Origin of the sequence: Pseudomonas piscis (assembly GCF_009380155.1) — a bacterium.
GTDB lineage: Bacteria > Pseudomonadota > Gammaproteobacteria > Pseudomonadales > Pseudomonadaceae > Aquipseudomonas > Aquipseudomonas piscis.
In genome coordinates, this window is sequence record NZ_WHUV01000010.1 from 20,718 (window position 1) to 40,508 (window position 19,791).

Genomic DNA, 19,791 nt, shown 5'->3' on the forward strand with positions numbered 1-19,791 from the left:
GGAAAACCGGTAGATTAGGAGCCCTTCCTGATACAAACAAAAAACTGTTCTAGATACACCGGGAGCCCAGCAATGCGCCGCACTCGCTACAAGGCCATCGTCGATGATTTCGCCCTGCGCATTCGTGCCGGGCAATTGCCGCCCGGCACCCAGTTGCCCACAGTCCGGGCGCTGATGGCCAGGGAGCGGGTGGCCCTGGCCACCGCCTTGCGGGTCTACCAGGAGCTGGAAGCCATTGGCCTGGTGGTGGGCGAGGCCGGACGCGGGACCTTCGTGCGGGACAGCAACCTGTCCCGGGGAATGGGCCTGGAGCAGCAACCGGCCAAGGACTGCGAGGTGGACCTGTCCTTCAACTACCCGGCCCTGCCCGGCCAGGAACAGACCCTGCGTGAAGGCCTGCGGGCCATCGCCGCCTCCGGCGACCTGGATGCCCTGCTGCATTCCGCTCCCCAGGGCGGGCGCCTGCATGAACGCCAGACCGCGGCCCGGCACCTGCGCAATCGCGAGATCCGCGTCGGCGCCGAGCAGGTGCTGATCGTCAATGGCGCCCAGCAGGGGCTGGCGGTCAGCCTGCTGGCGCTGCTGCGACCCGGGGATGTCCTGGCGGTGGACGCCTTGACCTACCCGGGCCTCAAGAGCCTGGCCCTGGTCCACCGCCTGGACCTGGAACCCCTGCCGCAGATCGATGGCCTGACCGACCTCGACGCCTTGGAAGAGCTGTGTCGCCGGCGGCCGGTGCGCGCGCTGTACTGCATGCCTACCCTGCACAATCCCCTGGGCACGGTGATGCCCCTGGCTCAGCGCCAGCGCCTGGCGCAACTGGCCCGCGAGCATGACTTCTGGCTGGTCGAGGACGGGGCCTATGCCTTTCTCGCCGAACCGGCGCCGCCACCACTACAGACTCTGGCTCCGGAGCGCACCTTGTACATCTCGGGTTTGTCCAAGAGCGTCGCCTCGGGGCTGCGCATCGGTTTCATCGTCGCGCCCTCGGCGTTGATCCCGGCCCTGGAACGGGCGATTCGAGTGTCCAGCTGGAGCACCCCGACCCTGACCGTGACCCTGGGTTGCCTGTGGATCGAATCGGGACTGGTGGACAACCTGGAAGAGCAGAAGCGCCACGACGCCCGCCAACGCCAGCACCTGGCTGCCAGGGTGCTGCAAGGCTGCGATTACCTGGCCAACCCTTCGTCCTACTTTCTCTGGTTGAAGCTGGAGGACGGTCGCCGGGCCGACAGCGTGGTGGCGGCCCTGGCCCGGCAGAAAGTGACCGTGACCTCGGCAGATCCCTTCGCCACCACGACCCACACGCCCCAGGCGTTGCGCCTGGCCCTGGGCTCGATCAGCCCGGCGCTGCTGGAACAAGCGCTGCACAAGGTGCACAGCGAAGTTACCCGTTGACCGACCGGAGCCTGGCCGTTGCGAGCTCCGGACACATGAAAACCCGGGCGAAAAAAAACCCGCCGAAGCGGGTTTCTTTCAAGACCATCATGACATCCTGTCTGCAGCATCCGTGCTAATGGTCGATCTTCCGTGATCCTGAAGCGCGTCCTGCGCTGCAGTTGTGGGAAGAGATATTAAACACGCACTCGGGTAGGCAGAAGGCGCATTGAAATACAGCGCGTGTAGGAAATTGGCTACAGCACACCTAGGCAATCCCTTAGGCCATCACGCCAGCGCCTGAATCGCCAAAGCCGCCAGCTGCAATTGGTGCCTGGCACCGGGTTGATGATCGTCCTGGAGGAACCAGGCGGCAGACAGGCCACTGAAGGCCAGCACCCACTGCACCAGCCGCCGGGGTTCCAGGTTGGCCGCTTCGGCGATCACCTGTACCTGGCGCTCGAAACGCAGGGGATCGGTAGCGCTGGGCAGGTCCGGATTGCAGATCAGGTTGGCGAAATCGAAACAGCGTTCGCCACGAACCCGCTTGGGATCGATCACCAGCCAGCCACGCTCGGCGAAATCCAGCACATTGTCGTGGTGTACATCGCCGTGCAGCACCACTTCATCCCGAGGCGTGGCGAGCAAATGTTCGGCCATGGCCAGGCTCTCGACGAACAAACCACCCTGGTGCTGCGCCGCCTCGCGCAGGTCCTTGAACCAGTGGTCCAACGCCAGCAAGGGTGGCCGGGGTTCAGACCGTGGCGCATGCAGGCGCGCCAGGGTGGCGCAGACGATCCGGCTCACCGCATCGTGCTCGCCAGCCAGGGCCATGCGCATCAGCGACCCCGGCCCCATGGCCCGCTCCATCAGCAGCGCAACGTCTTGCTGGGCGTGTACCCGCGCCGCGCCCTCGCCGCCCCACCAGGCCATCAACCGGTTGCCGGCTTGTTCGTCCTCATCCAGGGCGATCTTCAGCATCGCCGGTGCGCCAGTCTCCAGGCGCACCGGCAACAGGCGACTGCCGGGGGTGACGATGGGTTCGCCATCGGCCAGCAGGCGCCAGCGTTCAATGTAGGTTGCAAACACAACAGCAGCTCCGAGCGACCAGCGACAAGCTGCAAGTTTCAAACGGCGCCGGGCATCTGCGCAAGGTTGGCAGCCCGGCAATCATTGCTGGCGTAGGTAGTTCTCGATATTGGCCATCTGCTCGTCCCAACCGCGGCTATTCATGCGAAAGGCCTTGAGCCGGCGTTCGGCGGGAATGGCGTCGAACCCCGACTCACTGACCCGCAGCAAGGTGCCTTCGGGGTGCTCGTCCAGCTCGAAGCACACCAGGGTGGTGGGCTCGTTCGAGTAGTCATGACCCGGCTCCACGGCGTAAGGGTGCCAACGGAAGGAGAACAACTCCTCGGGCAGCATCTGCTGCACCTGCAACTCCAGCACCAGGTGTTCGTAGCCGGGGTAAGTGATGGCGCCACGGGCCTGTTGGCCCGGGGCGAAATGCTGGCCGGCGAGCGTCACGCCGAACCAGCGACCGAAGCTCTGGGCCTCGCTCAACGCGGCCCAGACCTGCGACGTACTGGCCTGGAGCAGCACCTTGCGTTCGATACGATCTGAAGAATTCATAAGCCACCTCCAGTGATCAACACTAGACCGCCCTGGGTCCAGCGCAACCGTCAGTTGCTTGCGGAGCGACCCGGCGGCCCTGGATAAAAATGCTAATGTCACCCACCCAACGCTTTCGCAAAGGACCTGCTATGCCCCTCGCCCTCCTCGACCGCTATCGCGGCAGCCTGCTGGGCCTGGCCTGCGGCGATGCCGTCGGCACCAGCGTCGAATTCAAGCCCCGCGGCAGCTTCCCACCCGTTACTGACCTGCAAGGTGGCGGACCGTTCAACCTCAAGCCCGGCCAGTGGACCGACGACACCTCGATGGCCCTGTGCCTGGGGGAAAGCCTGCTGCGCAAGGACGGATTCGATGCCGCCGACCAGATGGGCCGCTACCTGAACTGGTGGCAGTGGGGTTATCTGAGCGCCACCGGCGAATGCTTCGACATCGGCATGACCGTGCGCCAGGCCCTGGCCGACTACCAGGAGCATGGCCAGCCCTTCGCCGGCTCCAGCGATCCCTATACCGCCGGCAACGGTTCGCTGATGCGCCTGGCGCCGGTGGTGCTGTTCTTCTACCCCGACCTGGGCCGGGTCCGGCAGTTCGCCGGCGACAGCTCGCGCACCACCCATGGCGCCGCCGAGGCCATCGAATGCTGCCAGCTGTTCGCCAGCCTGATCGCCAGGGCCCTGGCCGGCGCCTCCAAGCAGGAGCTGCAGGTGGTGGAGGACATGCGGTTCGAGCAAGCCAAGGTGGCGACCCTGGCTCGTGGCAGCTACCTGAGCAAGGCCCGCGAAGAGATTCGCGGCAACGGTTATTGCGTGGACTCCCTGGAAGCCGCGTTGTGGTGCTTCCAGCACAGCGACAACTACGCCGATGCGGTGCTGGCCGCGGCCAACCTGGGGGACGATGCCGACACCACCGCCGCCATCGTCGGCCAACTGGCCGGAGCCTTCTACGGCATCCAGGGCATACCCGGGCACTGGCTGGCCAAGCTGCACATGGGCCAGGAGATCCGGGCCATGGCCGATGACCTGCTGGCCGCCGCCCAACGCCAAGCGCCCGCCCGGCCGTTGCACGGCAGTTGCCTGTGCAAGGCCGTGCAATACCAGGTCGAGCGCCTGGACATGCCCATCGGCCACTGCCATTGCCAGACCTGCCGCAAGGCCCACGCCGCCGCCTTTGCCTCCACAGCCGGGGTAATGCGCGAGCACTTCCGCTGGCTGTGTGGCCGGGAACACCTGAGCAGCTACGAATCGTCCCCGGGCAAGCTGCGGCACTTCTGCTCGGTCTGCGGTTCCCAGCTTCTAGCTGAACGTGCAGGACAACCCCATGTGATCCTGCGGGTAGCGACCCTGGACGATGATCCGGGGCAGACGCCGCAGATGCACATCTGGACCTCCCACGATGTGCCTTGGCTGGCTCATGCAAGCCTGGACAGCTGGCCCGAGTGGCAACCCGGCCGCGACTAGACTGCGATTCTTCCCACAGACCGATTGCGAGACCTTCCATGCGCCCAACCCTGATCCTGTTCCTTGCGCCCATGCTGCTGGCGCCATTGGCCCACGCCAGCGAGTGCAGCGACGCTCCCGACCAAGCCGCCCTGAGCCAGTGCGCCAGCCTCGAGTACAAGACTGCGGACAAGGAGTTGAACAGCCTGTACCAACAGATCAGCCAGGGCCTGAAGAACCAGGCGCAAACCAAGCAGCGGTTGGTTGGCGCCCAGCGCGCCTGGGTAGCGTTCCGCGATGCCGAGTGCGGCTACGCCACCTCCGGCGTGGAAGGTGGCAGTCTTTATCCGCTGGCCTACAGCCAGTGCATGACCGCACTGACCAAGGCCCGGGTGGAGAACTTCAAGAACTACCTGAAGTGCGAGGAAGGTGACTTGAGCTGTCCGGTGCTGGGGCGGTAGCGGGCGCCGGTCTCCAGCCTCGCGGGAATGTTGCCCGGCGCGCCATGTCGTGAAAAACGTCTGGGCCTAGTGCGGCGCGGCACGCTGTACCGGTGGTTTTCTTTGCAATTGGACCTTGCATTTCTCCGTCGCCGCCGCAGAATCACCCCGCCCTGCCTGGCCGTTTGCGCAGGCAGTGCAATTTCCCCCTATTGCAAAGGAACCTTTGTTCATGGATAGAAGCGCCAGCGCCCGTCTCGGCTCGCTGATCCTCTCGTTGTCTGCTCTGGCCCTGACCGGATGCAAGGAAGAATCCAGTCCCAAGACCGTGGCTGCCGCGCTCGCCCCGGCGCCTGCCGCCATGGTGATCCCGGTGTGCGCCAACGGCGAATGCGCAGTGCTGGACCAGAACGGCGCAGTGCTGGTCGGCGCCGACAACGACTACGACGCGGTGGTCACCCTGCCCCTGGACAAGAGCTTCCTGTTCGCCAAGGACGGGACCTGGAACCTGGCCAGCGCCGACGGCAAGCAGATCCTGCTGGCCAACTTCACCGACGACCTGCGGCCATTGACCCCCGGCTACTTCGGCTTTGGCCAGGACGACAAGCTGGGCATCATCGACCAGAGCGGCAAGCAGGTGCAGCCACCGCGCTTCGACGACTTGTACGTGGGCGGCCAGGACGACTTCATCGTCTATGAGCTGAACGAGAAACGTGGCCTGCTGGATGCCAAGGGCCAGGAGCTGACCCAGGCGCTGTATGACAGCAGCGTGGTGCGCGACGACTTTGCCAAGCGTGGCTGGTGGATGACCGCCGAACGCGGCGAAGAAAAATGGGCGTTCAACCTCAAGACCCACGAGCAGAAGCAGGTCGAGTTCGACAGCATCGACAGCGCCGCCAATGAACATCTGGTGGTCAGCAACGAACAGGGCAAGTCCCTGGCCGATGCCCAGGCCCGCCTGGTGGATCCTGCCCGTTACTACTGGCTTGGGGTACCCGGCGACAATCGCGTGGCCTTCCGGGAAAAATACGACACTCCATGCGGCTACCTCGACCTGCAAGGCAAGATTGTGATCCAGGCCCAGTTCAGCACCTGCGAAGTGTTCGGCAAGCAGGGCGCGCTGGTCACCGCACAGGCCGCCGAAGGCGAGCACGGCAAGATCGGCATGATCGACCCGCAGGGCCAATGGAAGGTGCAGCCGGTATACGACTCGGCGGAACCAGCGGGCTTCAGTCCTCTGGGCCTGTTCCCCCAAGTCCCGGGGCTGAACCAGGTCGGCGTGCTGCAAAGCGCCTTCACCGCGACCTTCGGCATCTTCGATGTGGACAAGGGCGTCGAGTTGTTCAAGCCGACCTACAGCAACATTGGCGCGATCACTACCGAGCTGTTCGTCTTCAGTACGCCCGACAGCCCGACCAAGCCGGTCACCCTGTTCGGCGAAGCCACCAAGATCGCCACCGTCGGCCTGATGGACGCTAGCGGCAAGGTGCTGATGGAGCCGGGCCAGTACGTGGACATCCGCCTGGACAGCACCGGTCACTACCTGCTGGCCAGCGAAGACACTTCGCCGCTGGCGACCGTGGCGTTGCTGGACCTGAAGGGCAAGCGCCTGATTTCCAGCAAGTGGCAGGAACTGGTGGTCGATGAAGCTCGTGGGGCGATCTTCGGTTACGCCGTGGAAGGCGTGGGCGACGACCAGACCCGCAGCATCAAGGCGCTGTACCGCCTGGACGGCACCCCGAGCTTCCAGGTGACCCAGGTCGACTGTGGCGCCGAGCAGGTCCTCGATGGCCAGGGCAAGGTGCTGTGGCCAACCAATCCGCAGGATCACTGCCCACAGCCTGACGACGACGGCCCAGCCGAAGGCTGAGCCCGGCCCGAGCGGCCACGGCTGCGATCAAGCCTGCTAGGATGCGGGCTTGATCGATTCAGCCAACCGGCCCGGATGGGGCCCGACAGGAACTGTCTCCCATGCTCAACGCTTTGCTCTTCGACCTCGACGGCACCCTGACCGACACCGACGCCCTGCACCTGCTGGCCCTGCAACAACTGCTGCTGGAGGAAGAGCAGCGGGTCTTCAGCCACGCGCAATTCATGGCCCATGTCAGCGGCCAGGCCAACGCCAACATGTGCCGTTACCTGTTCCCCGAGCGTAGCGTGGCCGAACACGAAGCCTTCGCCGAGCGCAAGGAGCAGCGTTTTCGCCAACTCTCCCCACAACTGACGCCGATCCCCGGCCTCCTGCGCCTGCTGAACTTCGCCGAGCAACAAGGTATCGGCACCTGCGTGGTGACCAACGCGCCCCGGGCCAATGCCGAACACATGCTCCAGGCCCTGGGCCTGAGCCAACGCCTGCCGATCGTACTGGTGGCCGAGGAACTGCCCCGGGCCAAGCCCGATCCCCTGCCCTACCTGCGTGGCCTGCAAGCCCTGGATGCCGCGGCCGGCCAGGCGCTGGCCTTCGAAGACTCGGTCCCCGGGCTGAAAGCGGCGGTGGGCGCCGGCATCTGCACCTTCGGCCTGGCCACCAGCCAGCGCCCCGAGACCTTGCTGGACGCCGGTGCCCATCGGGTGATCCGCGACTTCGACGATCCGCAGTTATGGGCCGAGATTCATCGACGGCTCGAACAGCCGGCCTGACGCACAGGCCTCGGCAATACCGCAAAGGGTTGGGAGATAGCAGGTAAAGGAGACAGGAGAGGAAGCAGCCAGGGGAAGGGAGGAAAGGGTGCTCGCCCATCACTTCGACCATGGCATCTTAAGTCGAAGCCCCCCTTTGGCTGGGCGAGCAGGTGGTCATGTTACGGAGGCGCCGGGGATGGCCCTATCGGATAAATCCGAAAAGGTTGTGGGATTGTGGAAAAAACTAAGGCGTTTTTTCTTGGGCGCGACCTTTTTTTCACGGCCCTTTCACCTCGACGCCCGTAGATTGGGGCCACTCCTTAACGAATCCCATTTGGCCCGCCCCTGGCGGGCTTTTTTTTGCCCTGGACTCAAGCAACGGCTCTGCTGCAACTAATCAGCTAAACAGGCTTTTGTTATCGCGAATTAGACATCCGGCCTTATGATGGACGCCCTCGTCCCTGTTGCCGGAGACACCCCGTCCCATGTCCGACCTGCTTGTGGTTTCGTCCATCGATAGCCTGGCGGTGCCAGTCACCAGCATTGCCGTGGATTATCCCAACGGCCACGTGATCCCCTCCCACAGCCATCCCCGTTCGCAGTTGGCCTATGCCATCGAAGGTGTGCTGGTGATCGACACCCAGTCCGGACGCTGGGTGGTGCCGCCCAGTCGTGGGGTCTGGCTGCAGGCCGGGGTCGAGCATCGGGTGCGCATGCGCGGCGCGGTGCGCATGCGCAGCCTGTTCGTCAATGTCGACGCCATCAGCGGTTTGCCCGAGAACGACTGCGTGATCGAAGTCTCGCCCTTGCTGCGAGAGTTGATCCTGGCCGCGTCCCAGGTCGATGAGCACTACCAGGCCGACAGCCGCGACGGCCGCCTGATGCGCTTGATCCTCGATGAGATGCGCTCGCTGCCGGTGCTGCCGTTCAGCCTGCCCTGGCCCCAGGAGCCACGCATGCTCCACGTCTGCCAGGCCCTGGCCGACGACCCGGCGGACAACCGCACCGCCGAGCAATGGAGCGACCGCCTGGCCATGAGCGCCAAGACCTTCCACCGCCAGTTCCAGCGCCACACCGGCATTACCTTCGGCCGCTGGCGTCAGCAGGCGCGGTTGTTGATGTCCCTGGAGTGCCTGGCCCAGGGCATGCCGGTGGTGCAGGTGGCCCTGCAACACGGCTACGACAGCCAGAGTGCCTTCGCCGCCGCCTTCAAGCGCCAGTTCGGCACCCCGCCATCGGAGTTCTATCGCTGAGCGCTCAGGCCCGGCGCAGCAGCAATCCGGCCAGTACGCACAGCAACATCGCCGCCCCGGCCAGCAGGAAGGCATCGCTGTAGGCCAGCAACAAGGCGTCGCGGTGCAGTACCCGGTTCATCAGTTCCAGGGCCTGTCGGCGCAGGGGCGCGGCCGCCGCCGAATGCAATGCGCTGGCGTAGTCCAGCGGTGCCTGGGCGAGCATCCGCACCCACTCCACCAGGCGCTCCTGGGTGGCTTGGGCAAACAGGTTCACCGACTCGCCGATGCGCTGGCCATGGAACTTCTCACGCTCCACCACCACCTGGCTGGACAGGGCGATGCCGATGGCGCCACCGACGTTGCGCACCATGGAGAACAGCCCCGAGGCCGAGCCCACCTGGTCCTTTTCCATACCCTGGATGGCCATCACCCCCAGCGCCACCACTACCAGCGACTGGCCGATGCCACGGATCACCAGCGACGGCACTATGACGTTGACCGAGGCATCGGGGTTCAGGTGCATGTTCATCAGGCAACCGATGCCGGTGATGGCGAAGCCGGCGACGATGATGGTCCGCGCGCTGGTCCAGCGCATCAGGTGCGGCGTAGCGAAGGACATGGCGAACTGCACCAGGCCGTAGGGAATCATCATCAGGCCGATCTGCCGGGCGTTGTAGCCGTGGATCTCGGCGAAGTAGTTGGGCACCAGGAACACCACGCCGAACACCACCGCACCGAAGGTGAATTGCATCAGGCTGGCGATGCCGAAGTTGTAGCGGGCCAGCAGCCGCAGGTTGATCAGTGGCTGTGGGCGACGCAGTTCGATGACCGTGAAGGCCAGCAGGCCGACACAGGCCAGCAGCGCGCAGTTGACGATGAACGACGAGGCCAGCCAGTCATGGCGCCCGCCCTCCTCCAGCATGATCTGCAAGGCCGCCAGGCCCACCGCCATGCTCGCGATACCACCCCAGTCGCCCTGGCGCAGCTTCTCCAGGACCATGGGCTGCGGGCGCACCGACCAGCCGATGGCCGCCAACAGCAACAACCCCGGCGGCACTTGCAGGTAGAAGATCCAGCGCCAGGAATAAGCATCCGTGAGCCAGCCGCCCAGGGACGGGCCCGCCGCCTGGGCGACGTTGTTGGCCACCGCGAACAGCGCCATGCCCAGGGGATGGCGGGCCGTCGGCAGCTCGGTGACGATCAGTTGGAACGACAACGGAATCAGTACGCCGCCAAAGGCTCCTTGCAGCACCCGCGCCAGGATCAGGGCGTGGATGTTCGGCGCCAGGGAACAGGCGATGGAAAACAGCACGAAGCCGGCGGTGCCGACCATCAGCACCCGGCGCATGGAAAACACCGAGACCATCCAGCCGGTCATGGGGATGATGATGATCTCGGCCACCAGGTAGGCCGTGGTGATCCACGAGCCCTCCTCGAAGGTGGCGCCCAGGGAGCCGCGCACGTCCGGCAGCGACGCGTTGGTCACGTGCACGTTCATCCCGGCCATGAAGCAGCCGACCACGCTGCCCAGCACCGCGACCCAGGTGCGCAGGCTGATCGTTGGCGCTGTCTCGGCCGCTGGCTCGGCCACGCGTTGGGCACTAGTCATGGCGGGTATCCACGGTCACCACCACCGACATGCCCGGGCGCAGCTCGGCCTGGCGCGGCTGCCCGGGATCCAGGTGGATGCGCACCGGCATGCGCTGCACGATCTTGGTGAAGTTGCCGGTGGCGTTGTCCGGCGGCAGCAAGGCGAATTGCGCACCGGAGGCCGGGGCGAAGCTGTCCACCCGCCCGGTGAGCACCTGGCCCCCCAGGGCGTCGACCTCGACCCGTGCCACCTGCCCGGGACGCATGCCCTGGACCTGGGTTTCCTTGTAGTTGGCCACCACGTAGGCCTCCCGGGGCACCACCGCGAGCAGCGGCGCGCCGACTTCCACATACTGCCCCGCGCGCAAGCTGCGTTGCCCGGCAATCCCGGCCACCGGGCTGCGCAGCTCGGTACGGGCCAGGTCGATACGGGCCAGGCGCAATTGGGCATCGCTGCGGGCGACGCCGGCCTCGAGCTTGTCCAGCTGGGCCCGGGTACTTTGCTGCTCGGTATCGAGCACCGCCACCTGCTGGCGTCGCGCGGCCAGGTTGGCGCGGGCGGCGACCAGCGCGGCATCGGCCTGGCGCGCCAGGGCATCGGCGCTTTCCAGTTGCTGCACGCTGCTGACCTGCTGGCTGGCCAGGTGCCGTTGCCGGCGGCCTTCCTGGCCGGCGCGCAAGGCCTCGGCCTCGGCGGCGCCGACCCGAGCCCGGGCCTCGTCGATCAAGCTTTGCTGTTGTTGCTGGCGCGCCTGCAGGTTGGCCACCCGGGCTTGCCCGGTGCGCCATTCGGCGCGGGCCTCGCGCAGCATCGCCTCGGCCTGCTCGACCCGGGCCGAATAGTCGCTGTCGTCGATCCGGGCCAAAAGGTCGCCAGCCTCGAGCGCTTGATTGTCACGCACCTCGACGCTGGCCAGGTAACCGGCCACCCGGGGCGCGATGGTGACGATATCGGCCCGCAGGTAGGCATCGTCGGTCGCCACCAGGAACCGGCCGTCGAACCACCAGTACAGGCTCCAGGCCAGGATCGACAACAGGCCCAGGGTCAGCCCCGCATACAACGCCAGGCGGCGCCGGGTCAGGCCGGGGACAGCGGGAACGGGAGTGGTAGCGGTATCGGTCATTGCGGGGACTCGCCAGTGGCTGGAAGGGAAGAAGCTCGCAACGAAGAGCTGCGAGGGGACAATGCGCGGCGCCCAGGCTCCACCTTGGGCAGGATCACCGGCGGGGCCTCGCGCCAACCGCCACCGAAGGCCTTGAACAGCAGGACCTGGCTGTCGATCAATTGGGCATCGGCCCGCGCCGCGGCAGCCCGGGAGGCCACGTCGGTGCGCTGGGCATCGAGGTAGTCCAAGGCGCTGGATGCCCCGGCAGCCCGGGCCAGGCCGGCCAGGCGCAGGGCTTCCTGGTTGCGCTCGGCCGCCAGCTGCAGGTCTTGCTGGCGTTGGCCGGCGGCCTGGTAGTCGTTCAGGGCCTGGCGCTGCTCCTTGAGAGCCCCGAGGATGCTGCGGTCGAACTCGGCCAGTGCCGCGCTTTCCCGGGCATCGGCCTGGGCGATGCGGGCACGCACCGCGGTGAAGTTGGGAAAGCTCCAGGACAGCAGCGGGCCCAGGCGCCAGACCGAGGCGTCGCGCTCGTCGAAACCGCTGGGATGATGGGCCGAACTGGCGATCCCCGCGCCGAGGCTGATCCGTGGATAGAGATCGGCCCGGGCCACACCGATACGCGCCGTGGCCGCCACCAGCCGGCGCTCGGCCTGGCGCACATCGGGGCGCCGGCGCAGCATGGCCAGGGCATCGCCACCGGGCAGGCTGGCAATCAGCGCCGGCGCCTGGCGACAGGCTTGCACCTGGGCCGGCACATCCCCCGGCAGGCGCCCCAGCAGTACCGCCAGCTCGGCCAGGGCCCGCTGGCGCCCGGCCTCCAACGGCGGCACGGCAGCGCGCACCTGGCCCACCAGGCCCTCGGCCCGGGCCACGTCCAGGGGCAGAGCGGCGCCGGAACGATGCAGTTCGGCGGTCAGGTCGCGCCCCTGCTCCACCAGTGCCAGGGACTGGCGCGCCACATCCAGGCGCTGGCCATAGCTGCAGGCTTGCAACCAGGCGCGAGTAGTTTCGGCGGCCACCACCACCCGCAGGCCATCCTCGGCGGCCCTGGCGGCTTCGGCATCGGCCCGGGCTGCCTGCTCCAGCCCTTGCAGGCGTCCGAACAGGTCCATCTCCCACTGCACGTCCAGGCCGATGCCGGAGCGGGTTCCGGTGCGGATTCGCCGGCTGTCGCCCAGCGCCGCCTCCAACTGGTCATCCGCGGTGCTGCCGTAGCCAGTGTTGGCCGACAACCGGGTCTGCGGCTGGTCCAGGCTATCGGCTTCACGCAGCAGGGCCTTGGCTTGCAGCAGGTTGGCCGCCGCCACCCGCAGCTCGCGGTTCTGCCCCAGGGCTTCCTGCACGGCGGCGTTCAGCGCCGGGTCCCGGTACAACCGCCACCATTGGTCGTCGGACTCCGGGGTCGCGGCTGGCGTGGCGGGCAGCTGCAAGGTGGTGTTCGGCGGCCGTTGCGGGCCGACGCTACAGGCGCCCAGCAGGGCGCACAGGGCCAGCACGGGCCCACGATGAATAGGCATGAGGGGTACTCGATGGTTCGATGCACCCAACTTTAAGAAGGCCCCTGACGACCGTCTAACGAGAACTTCCTTTTAACTATCGCAAAATGGTCATTCTCTACCGTTCGTCCAGCGCTGCGCTATCGAACTGGTATCCCGAAGCTGCTCCAAGGCTGTCGCCCGGCTGAACGAACATGCGCCAGTGCAGCCGCTCCACGGGGCCGTGGATACACTTCGCCATTCCTCCCTCCTCTCCTTTCGATCGATCGCCATGACCGAAGACTTCGAAGTGCCCAGCCCCCACGAAAAGCATGTGGAACACCTGAGCGAACAGGCCCATGCCCGCAATGACAGCTTCGCCAGCAAGATCGCCGTCACCACGGCGATCATGGCCACCCTCGGTGCCTTGCTGAGCTACCAGGCCGGCTCCAGCGAGAGCCTGGCGGCGATGGACAAGAACAACGCGGCGATGAAAAAGACCGAGGCGGCCAACCAGTGGAACTACTACCAGGCCAAGTCCAGCCGCCAGAACCTCGCGGAACTGGCAGCCCACATCCCCGGGGTCGACGCCAAGCACTACAGCATCGAGGCCCAGCGCTACCAGAAGGAAAAGGAAGCCGTGCGCCTCAAGGCCGAGGCCCTGGAAGCCCAGGCCCAGGATTGGGATGAACAGTCCGAAGCCACCTTGCACCAGCACCATCGCTGGGCCCAGGCAATGATGGCGATCCAGATCGCCATCTCGATGGCGGCCATCACCCTGCTGACCCGCAAGCAATGGCTGGCGCGCCTGGCCTATGGCACCGCAGGCGCCAGCGTGCTGCTGGGCTCGCTGGCCTGGCTGCACATCTAGCCGCGCACCAGGGAATCCTCGAGGGCTGCCTGCGTTTGCCAAACCGCCCCCCAACCAACCCCGCCACGGGCCGGCGCAGGACCGGGCCGCTCGTGGCAATGGGCCAGCCCGCCCGGCGAACGGCTGCTACGCTCAGCGCGAGCCGGATCGTACCTGCCTGTGCTCCTGGCTCATCGACCTTTCCCCTCAAACCACCAAGAACCTTGAGGAACGCATCATGGGATCAAATGGAAATGATCACGACTACATCCAGTGCGGATGCCACAACCCGGTCTGGGAAGCGCTGAAGCACAGCCTCGACCCGGCTCGCTACATGGCCGGGCTGCCCCGCGAAGCCCATGGCCCGCTGCAAGAGCCGGACGGCGCATCCATCGTCTTCACCAATGGCACCATCTATCCCCTGCGCGAGGGCAACATGGACGACCGGGTCGATGCCCTGGGCATCCATGCCGGCGACGTGGTGGCCGTCGGCACCCTGGCCGAGGTCAAGACGCGCATGCAGGACTTGAAGCTCACCTACACCACCCAGGACCTGGGCGGCAGGACGTTGCTCCCCGGCCTGGTGGAACCCCACGCCCATATCGTGCAGAGCTGTGCCATGGATGGCTGGCTGAACCTGGGCGCCATCGTCAATGACGTGGATACCGACCCCGACAGCCAAACCTTCAACCACGACGAGCGGCAGAACCAGCGACTGCGCCCCGTCTATGACTGGAACTGGCTGAAGACCACCATCCAGGCCCGGTTGCCCAAGGACGATTCGACCTGGATCCTCGGGCACATGGTCGATCCGGCGCTGATGCCGTTCAAGGTAGTGCCCGGGGGCCAGAACCAGCTCATCACCCTGGGCTGCGGCTTCGACGAAGAAGTCGGCAACCTGGACAGCATCGACAAGCTGCACCCGATGCTACTGGTCAGCGCCTCGATGCACACCGCCTACCTGAACAGCGCCGCCAGCGAACTGGTCACCAAGGCCGGGATCACGGTCACTAACGGCACGGTGCAGGAACAGGATGTGCTCAAGGCGATCCTGGTCATTCCCCTCAAGCAGCAATTGGAGATGCTCAATATCTTCAAGCGCCTGGACCACTACTTCGCCACCGCCGCGCGGCGCGGTATCACCCTGTTGTACGACGCCATGATGGACCCCATATCCAAGCTGCTGCTGGATGCCTATTTCCTCAACCATCCGCGGACCCTGCGCATCGGCTACGCCGCTGCCTGCAACGGCACGGCCAAGAGCATCAGCCAGCTACCGGCCTATCAGCCAGCCACCCGCGAACAGGCCAAGCGCATGTACCAGGGCTCGGTGAAGCTGGTCTCGGACGGTTCCAACCAGGGGCTGACCGGTTACCAGACCGCCGACTACTGCTGCAATGCCGGTACCCGCCCCAAGGGCAACTTCAACTTCTGCGATGAGGGCGAGCAGGATCCGCAAGACCTCCCCGTCGCCTATCAGGACCTGGTCCAGGCCGTCGCCGCCAAGGGCTGGCCGCTGATGATCCACGCCAATGGCGACCGGGCCATCGACTTCACCCTGCAGGCCTACCAGAAAGCCTTCGAGCAGGGTGTGGGCCTGAACAAGCGCCACCGCATCGAACACTGCTCGCTGCTCAGCGAAGATCGTCTCAAGACCATGGTCAAGCTGGGGCTGTCGCCCAGTTTCCTGGTGGGGCATGTCGGTTACTGGGGCTACGCCTTCCAGCAGGCGATCTTCGAGAATCGCGCCGACACCATGCTCGACCTGTGCCAGATGGCCCTGGGCAAGGACCTGCGGATCTCCCTGCACAGCGATTGCACGGTCACGCCGCTGGGCCCGCTGCGCTCGATGGAGCAGGCGGTGACACGCAAGATGGAAGGCCTGCGCCTGCCTGGGCAAACAGCCTATGTACGGGATCCACAGCAATTGCCGGTGCTCAACCCCGAAGAGTGCCTGACGCGTAAACAAGCGCTGAAGGCCATCACCTACGATGCCGCCTGGCAGTGCAATGCCGAAGCCTGGACCGGCTCCCTGGCCGAGCGCAACTTCGCCGACTTCGTGATCCTCGAGCAGGACCCGCTGGACAAAAACGTGCCGGCCACCAGCATCCGCGACATCAAGGTGCACGAGACCTGGAAAGGCGGCCAGCGGGTGTACTCCAGCAACGCTAGCTGACGCCCCGGCAAGCCCGCTCCCGCAGCACCGGCGATGGTGTTGCGGGGCACTCGGGCCGTTGCGGATGGCAGCACTCAGGCAAAGGTAAAGGATCTTGCCAGGGGCGAGCGCCCTCCACTCGCTCCCTTGGCAAACACACAACCAGCGCCTGATCCGGTCAGCGGGTCCAGGCCGCGGCGTCAGCGAAGAAGGCCCGGGCGTTGTCTTCCAGGCTCTCCAGGTGATAACCGCCCTCCTGGACGATCAGGCATGGCAGCCCCAGGCCGCGGATGTGCTGGCCCAGGCTGGCGAAGCCGGCACGGGTCACCGCCACCTTGCTTTGCGGGTCCAGCTCGAAGATGTCGAAGCCCAGGGACAGCACCAGCACCTGGGCATCGAACGCCCGTACCGCGGCCAGGGCCTGCTCCAGCCGCGCGAGGAAATCCTCTTCGCTGGCACCGTGGGCCATGGGCAGGTTGAGGTTGTAGCCCTGGCCTGCACCACTGCCACGCTCCTCGGCAAAGCCGGCGACGCCCGGGTAGAAGTTGGTGGGGTCGCCGTGCACCGAGACATACAGCACGTCGCTGCGCTCGTAGAAGATTTCCTGGATACCCTGGCCATGGTGCATGTCGGTATCCAGTACCGCGACCCGGCTGTATCGCTCCCGCAGCACCTGGGCGGCGATGGCCGCGTTGTTCAGGTAGCAGAAGCCACCGGCGGCCTCGGCCCGCGCATGGTGCCCCGGCGGGCGGCACAGGGCGTAGGCCGCCGGTTCGCCATCAAGCAGCGCCCTGGCCCCGGCGATGGCGCTCTGGGCCGACCAGTAGGCCGAGCGCCAGGTCCATTCGCCCACCGGGCAACTGCCGTCGGCCAGGTAGCGCGCGGCCTGGGCCAGGACACCACGCAGGGCATTGGGCTCACGCACGAAGATGTTGGACATGACCTCCTCGCCCCAGTCCTCGGGGATGTCCTTCCAGCGCCGATGGGCCTGTTCGAGGAACTCCAGGTAGGCCGCACCATGCACCGCTAGCAAGGGTTGCAGGCCGGCATCCTGCGGTTGCTCCAGGGCGAAACCCAGGGTGTGTACCGCCTGTACCAGGCGCCGGGCCCGCTCGGGCACTTCCTGGGGCGTGCGCATCTGGCCCCGGGAGAAATAGCTCCGGGGATGGTGAAGCAATTGTTCGGGGTGGAAAAAACTGCGCATGCAAGGCTCCTCAGGCGACCCGGCCGGCACGGGCCAGCACGGCGTTAAGCAGGACATCGGCGCCCTGGCGCACGTCCTCGGGCAAGACATCTTCGGCTTCGTTGTGGCTCAGGCCGCCGACACAGGGAATGAACACCATGGCGGTCGGGCAGTAGCGCGCCAGCAGGATCGCATCATGGCCGGCGCCGCTGACGATGGACTGCTGAGGGTAGCCCAGGCCATCCACCGCCTCCTGCACCGCTGCCACGCAGTCGGCGTCGAACGGCGTGGCCGGGCTCACCCAGCGACGGCTGATACGTACCTTGAGCCCCCGTTGCCGGGCGATGTCCTCCAGGCGCTGCTGGACCTGTTGCTCCATGGCGGCGATCTGCTGGTCCTGGTGATGGCGCAGGTCGACGGTGAATTGCAGCAGGCCGGGAATGGTGTTGCGCGAGGATTTGGCGATGCTCAGCTCACCCACGGTGGTCAGGCCCTCGGGAGCGAAATCGGCGGCCAGTCGCTCCACCGCCAGGATCATCTGCGCCGCGCCATACAGGGCGTCCTTGCGCAATGGCATCGGCGTGGTTCCGGCGTGGGCGGCCATGCCTTCGACCTGGATGTCGAGCCAGCGGATGGCCTGGCCACCGCTGACCACACCGATGCTCTTGGCGTTGTCTTCGAGGATCGGTCCCTGCTCGATATGCGCTTCAAAGTAGGCATCCACCGCCCCGCCCAAGGGCCGCTGGCCGGCATAACCGGTGTTCTGCAAAGCCTGGGCGACACTGATGCCCTCGGCATCGCGCACCGCCAGCGCTTCTTCCAGGGCCATGGCCCCGGTGAACACCGCCGAGCCGAACATCGCCGGGGTGAAGCGCGCGCCCTCTTCGTTGGTCCAGACCGCCAGCTCCAGCGGCTTGCAGGTGGCAATGCCCTGGTCGTTCAGGCTGCGCAGCACTTCCAGCCCCGCCAGCACCCCATAGACCCCGTCGAAACGGCCGCCTTCGGGCTGGGTGTCCAGGTGGCTGCCGATCATCACCGGCGCAGCCTGCGGGTCGGTCCCGGGGCGCCTGGCGAACAGGTTGCCGATGGGATCGACGCTCAGGCTCAGCCCGGCTTCGCGGCACCAGTGGGCGAACAGTTCGCGACCGGCCTTGTCTTCCTCGCTCAAGGCCAGGCGGCAGCTACCGCCACGGGCGGTGGCGCCGATCTCGGCCATGGCCATCAGGCTCGCCCACAGGCGTTCGCCATTGATCTTCAACATCTTCAGGTTCTCCAGACAGTCAGGCGTGGGATGCCATTTCCAGGCGATGGGCAGCGGCGTGCCGGCGGGCCAGGGCTAGCACGCACAGCAGCGATACAGCGGCGATCAGGCTGTAGAACAGCGCCATCGGCCACCATTGGCCGAGAAAACGATGGGCCAGCCAGGTGCCGATCAAGGGTGTCAGGCCACCGGCCACAGCGCCGCAGACCTGATAGGCCAGGGAGATCGCGGTGTAGCGCACCCGGGTTTCGAACATGCCGCTGACGTAGCCGGCGATCACCGCATAGAAGGACGCCATGCACACCACCGCCAGGGCGATGCCGAGGATCATCAGCGGCGCCTGGGCCGAACTCACCAGCACGAACATCGGGTATGGCGAGGCCATGGCCAGTAGCGCCACCAGGCACAGGAAACGCGTGGCGCCGATCTTCTCGGCAACCCAGGCGGCCAGGGGCTGGATGCAGAACTGGATGATCGCCACCACGAATAGGCACTCGAGGATCAGCGACCGGGGAATCTGCAGCTGCTGGGTGCTGTAGGCGATCATGAAGGTGTTGGTGAAGTACACCCCGGCGATTCCCAGGGTGTTGGCGCCGATGCACAGCAGCAACGGCCGCCAGGCGCTGTGCAGCACTTCCAGTACCGGCGCCTGCTCATGGCGGGCAACCTTGGCGGCGCGCTCGCGGCTGGCGAGGAATTCCGGCGACTCCTCGACCCCCAGGCGAATCGCCAGGCCCACCACCAGCAACAGCGCACTGGCCAGGAACGGCAGGCGCCAGCCCCAGCTCATCAGGGCCTCCTCGGGCAAGCGGGTCACGGCGCTGAACGCCAGCAGCGAGAGGATCAACCCGGCCGGGCTGCCCAGCTGGGCGAAGGAAGCGAAGAAGTTGCGCCGGCCCTTGGGCGCATGCTCGCCGGCCATCAATACCGCCCCGCCCCACTCGCCACCCACGGCGATGCCCTGGACGATGCGCAACAGGATCAGCAGCACCGGCGCCGTGGCACCGATCTGCGCGTAGGTCGGCAGCAGGCCGATGCACACGGTGACCACGCCCATCATCAGCAAGGTGATGACCAGGGACTTCTTGCGCCCGATGCGATCGCCGATATGGCCGAAGATGATGCCGCCCAGGGGCCGGGCGAAGAAGCCCACGGCGAAGGTGCCGAAGGCCGCCATGGTGCTGAACAGCGAGTCGCTGGAGGGGAAGAACAAGGCGCCGAATACCAGCGCCGCGGCCGTGGCGTAGATGTAGAAGTCGTACCATTCGATCATGGTGCCGATGAACGCGGCGGCAGCGGCCCGGCGCGGTTGAGGCGAGGCGGAGGACATGGATCAGGCTCCCTTGATTGTTGTTCTGGCAGGAGGACGGTGCAGCGCAGGCGCCTTCTGTGGGCGCCGTTGTGGAGTGGATTTATCCGCGGCCGGGGATAATCA

General features: G+C 66.2%; 16 protein-coding genes and 1 pseudogene. 9 read left to right on the forward strand and 8 right to left on the reverse strand.

The features are described 5' to 3' along the window. Nucleotides 1–72 precede the first annotated feature (72 nt). Nucleotides 73–1,398, forward strand: coding sequence for an aminotransferase-like domain-containing protein (locus GDH07_RS31805; RefSeq protein WP_152899843.1), 1,326 nt, complete (start codon nucleotides 73–75; stop codon nucleotides 1,396–1,398). 267 nt (nucleotides 1,399–1,665) lie between these two features. Here the strand turns inward: GDH07_RS31805 and GDH07_RS31810 are convergent, their stop codons facing one another. Then, nucleotides 1,666–2,466 (reverse strand): aminoglycoside phosphotransferase family protein, encoded by an 801-nt coding sequence (locus GDH07_RS31810; protein ID WP_053138783.1) that lies wholly within the window; start codon nucleotides 2,464–2,466, stop codon nucleotides 1,666–1,668. A gap of 81 nt (nucleotides 2,467–2,547) precedes the next feature. Then, a complete protein-coding gene (locus GDH07_RS31815) occupies nucleotides 2,548–3,006 on the reverse strand; it encodes an SRPBCC family protein (protein WP_022639856.1) in 459 nt (152 codons plus the stop codon). 131 nt (nucleotides 3,007–3,137) lie between these two features. On the opposite strand from GDH07_RS31815, the pseudogene GDH07_RS31820 reads away from it, so the two are divergent. From GDH07_RS31820 to GDH07_RS31840, 6 genes and pseudogenes are all read left to right on the forward strand, one after another. After that, a pseudogene (locus GDH07_RS31820) lies at nucleotides 3,138–3,956 on the forward strand (ADP-ribosylglycohydrolase family protein); the annotation flags it as partial. Between the two features lie 54 nt (nucleotides 3,957–4,010). Beyond that, a complete protein-coding gene (locus tag GDH07_RS32620) occupies nucleotides 4,011–4,460 on the forward strand; it encodes a GFA family protein (protein WP_343038385.1) in 450 nt (149 codons plus the stop codon). 38 nt (nucleotides 4,461–4,498) lie between these two features. After that, nucleotides 4,499–4,900 (forward strand): lysozyme inhibitor LprI family protein, encoded by a 402-nt coding sequence (locus GDH07_RS31825; RefSeq protein WP_152899846.1) that lies wholly within the window; start codon nucleotides 4,499–4,501, stop codon nucleotides 4,898–4,900. 211 nt (nucleotides 4,901–5,111) lie between these two features. Continuing rightward, the gene (locus tag GDH07_RS31830) at nucleotides 5,112–6,749 is read left to right on the forward strand and encodes a WG repeat-containing protein (RefSeq protein ID WP_152899847.1); all 1,638 of its coding nucleotides are present in this window, start codon (nucleotides 5,112–5,114) and stop codon (nucleotides 6,747–6,749) included. Nucleotides 6,750–6,850: 101 nt separating this feature from the next. Beyond that, on the forward strand, nucleotides 6,851–7,519 hold the full coding sequence (locus GDH07_RS31835) for an HAD family hydrolase (protein WP_152899848.1): 669 nt from the start codon (nucleotides 6,851–6,853) through the stop codon (nucleotides 7,517–7,519). A 467-nt stretch (nucleotides 7,520–7,986) separates the two neighbouring features. Then, nucleotides 7,987–8,754: an AraC family transcriptional regulator gene (locus tag GDH07_RS31840; RefSeq protein ID WP_022639861.1), complete on the forward strand. Its 768-nt coding sequence runs from the start codon at nucleotides 7,987–7,989 to the stop codon at nucleotides 8,752–8,754. Between the two features lie 4 nt (nucleotides 8,755–8,758). Here GDH07_RS31840 and GDH07_RS31845 read toward each other — a convergent pair whose 3' ends face one another. The 3 genes from GDH07_RS31845 to GDH07_RS31855 are packed head-to-tail and all read right to left on the reverse strand — an operon-like array spanning nucleotide 8,759 to nucleotide 12,949. Further along, the gene (locus tag GDH07_RS31845; protein WP_152899849.1) at nucleotides 8,759–10,345 is read right to left on the reverse strand and encodes a DHA2 family efflux MFS transporter permease subunit; all 1,587 of its coding nucleotides are present in this window, start codon (nucleotides 10,343–10,345) and stop codon (nucleotides 8,759–8,761) included. Then, nucleotides 10,338–11,450, reverse strand: a complete 1,113-nt coding sequence (locus GDH07_RS31850; protein WP_152899850.1) for an HlyD family secretion protein — start codon at nucleotides 11,448–11,450, stop codon at nucleotides 10,338–10,340. The genes GDH07_RS31845 and GDH07_RS31850 overlap by 8 nt, the downstream gene beginning before the upstream one ends. Further along, a complete protein-coding gene (locus GDH07_RS31855) occupies nucleotides 11,447–12,949 on the reverse strand; it encodes an efflux transporter outer membrane subunit (protein WP_152899851.1) in 1,503 nt (500 codons plus the stop codon). The genes GDH07_RS31850 and GDH07_RS31855 overlap by 4 nt, the downstream gene beginning before the upstream one ends. A 250-nt stretch (nucleotides 12,950–13,199) precedes the next feature. Between GDH07_RS31855 and GDH07_RS31860 the strand changes: the two genes are divergently transcribed. Both GDH07_RS31860 and GDH07_RS31865 read left to right on the forward strand, forming a co-directional pair. After that, a complete protein-coding gene (locus GDH07_RS31860) occupies nucleotides 13,200–13,778 on the forward strand; it encodes a DUF4337 domain-containing protein (protein ID WP_152899852.1) in 579 nt (192 codons plus the stop codon). Between the two features lie 217 nt (nucleotides 13,779–13,995). Continuing rightward, entirely contained in the window at nucleotides 13,996–15,933 is a 1,938-nt protein-coding gene (locus GDH07_RS31865) for an amidohydrolase (RefSeq protein ID WP_152899853.1), read from the forward strand. Between the two features lie 157 nt (nucleotides 15,934–16,090). On the opposite strand, the gene GDH07_RS31870 is transcribed toward GDH07_RS31865, so the two are convergent. Genes GDH07_RS31870 through GDH07_RS31880 form a run of 3 tightly spaced genes read right to left on the reverse strand, consistent with a single transcriptional unit; the run spans nucleotide 16,091 to nucleotide 19,686 of the window. Continuing rightward, nucleotides 16,091–17,116: a histone deacetylase family protein gene (locus GDH07_RS31870; protein WP_152899854.1), complete on the reverse strand. Its 1,026-nt coding sequence runs from the start codon at nucleotides 17,114–17,116 to the stop codon at nucleotides 16,091–16,093. Nucleotides 17,117–17,126: 10 nt separating this feature from the next. Next, the gene (locus GDH07_RS31875) at nucleotides 17,127–18,356 is read right to left on the reverse strand and encodes a Zn-dependent hydrolase (protein WP_152899855.1); all 1,230 of its coding nucleotides are present in this window, start codon (nucleotides 18,354–18,356) and stop codon (nucleotides 17,127–17,129) included. Nucleotides 18,357–18,375: 19 nt separating this feature from the next. Continuing rightward, entirely contained in the window at nucleotides 18,376–19,686 is a 1,311-nt protein-coding gene (locus GDH07_RS31880; RefSeq protein ID WP_053138820.1) for an MFS transporter, read from the reverse strand. Nucleotides 19,687–19,791: the final 105 nt, after the last annotated feature.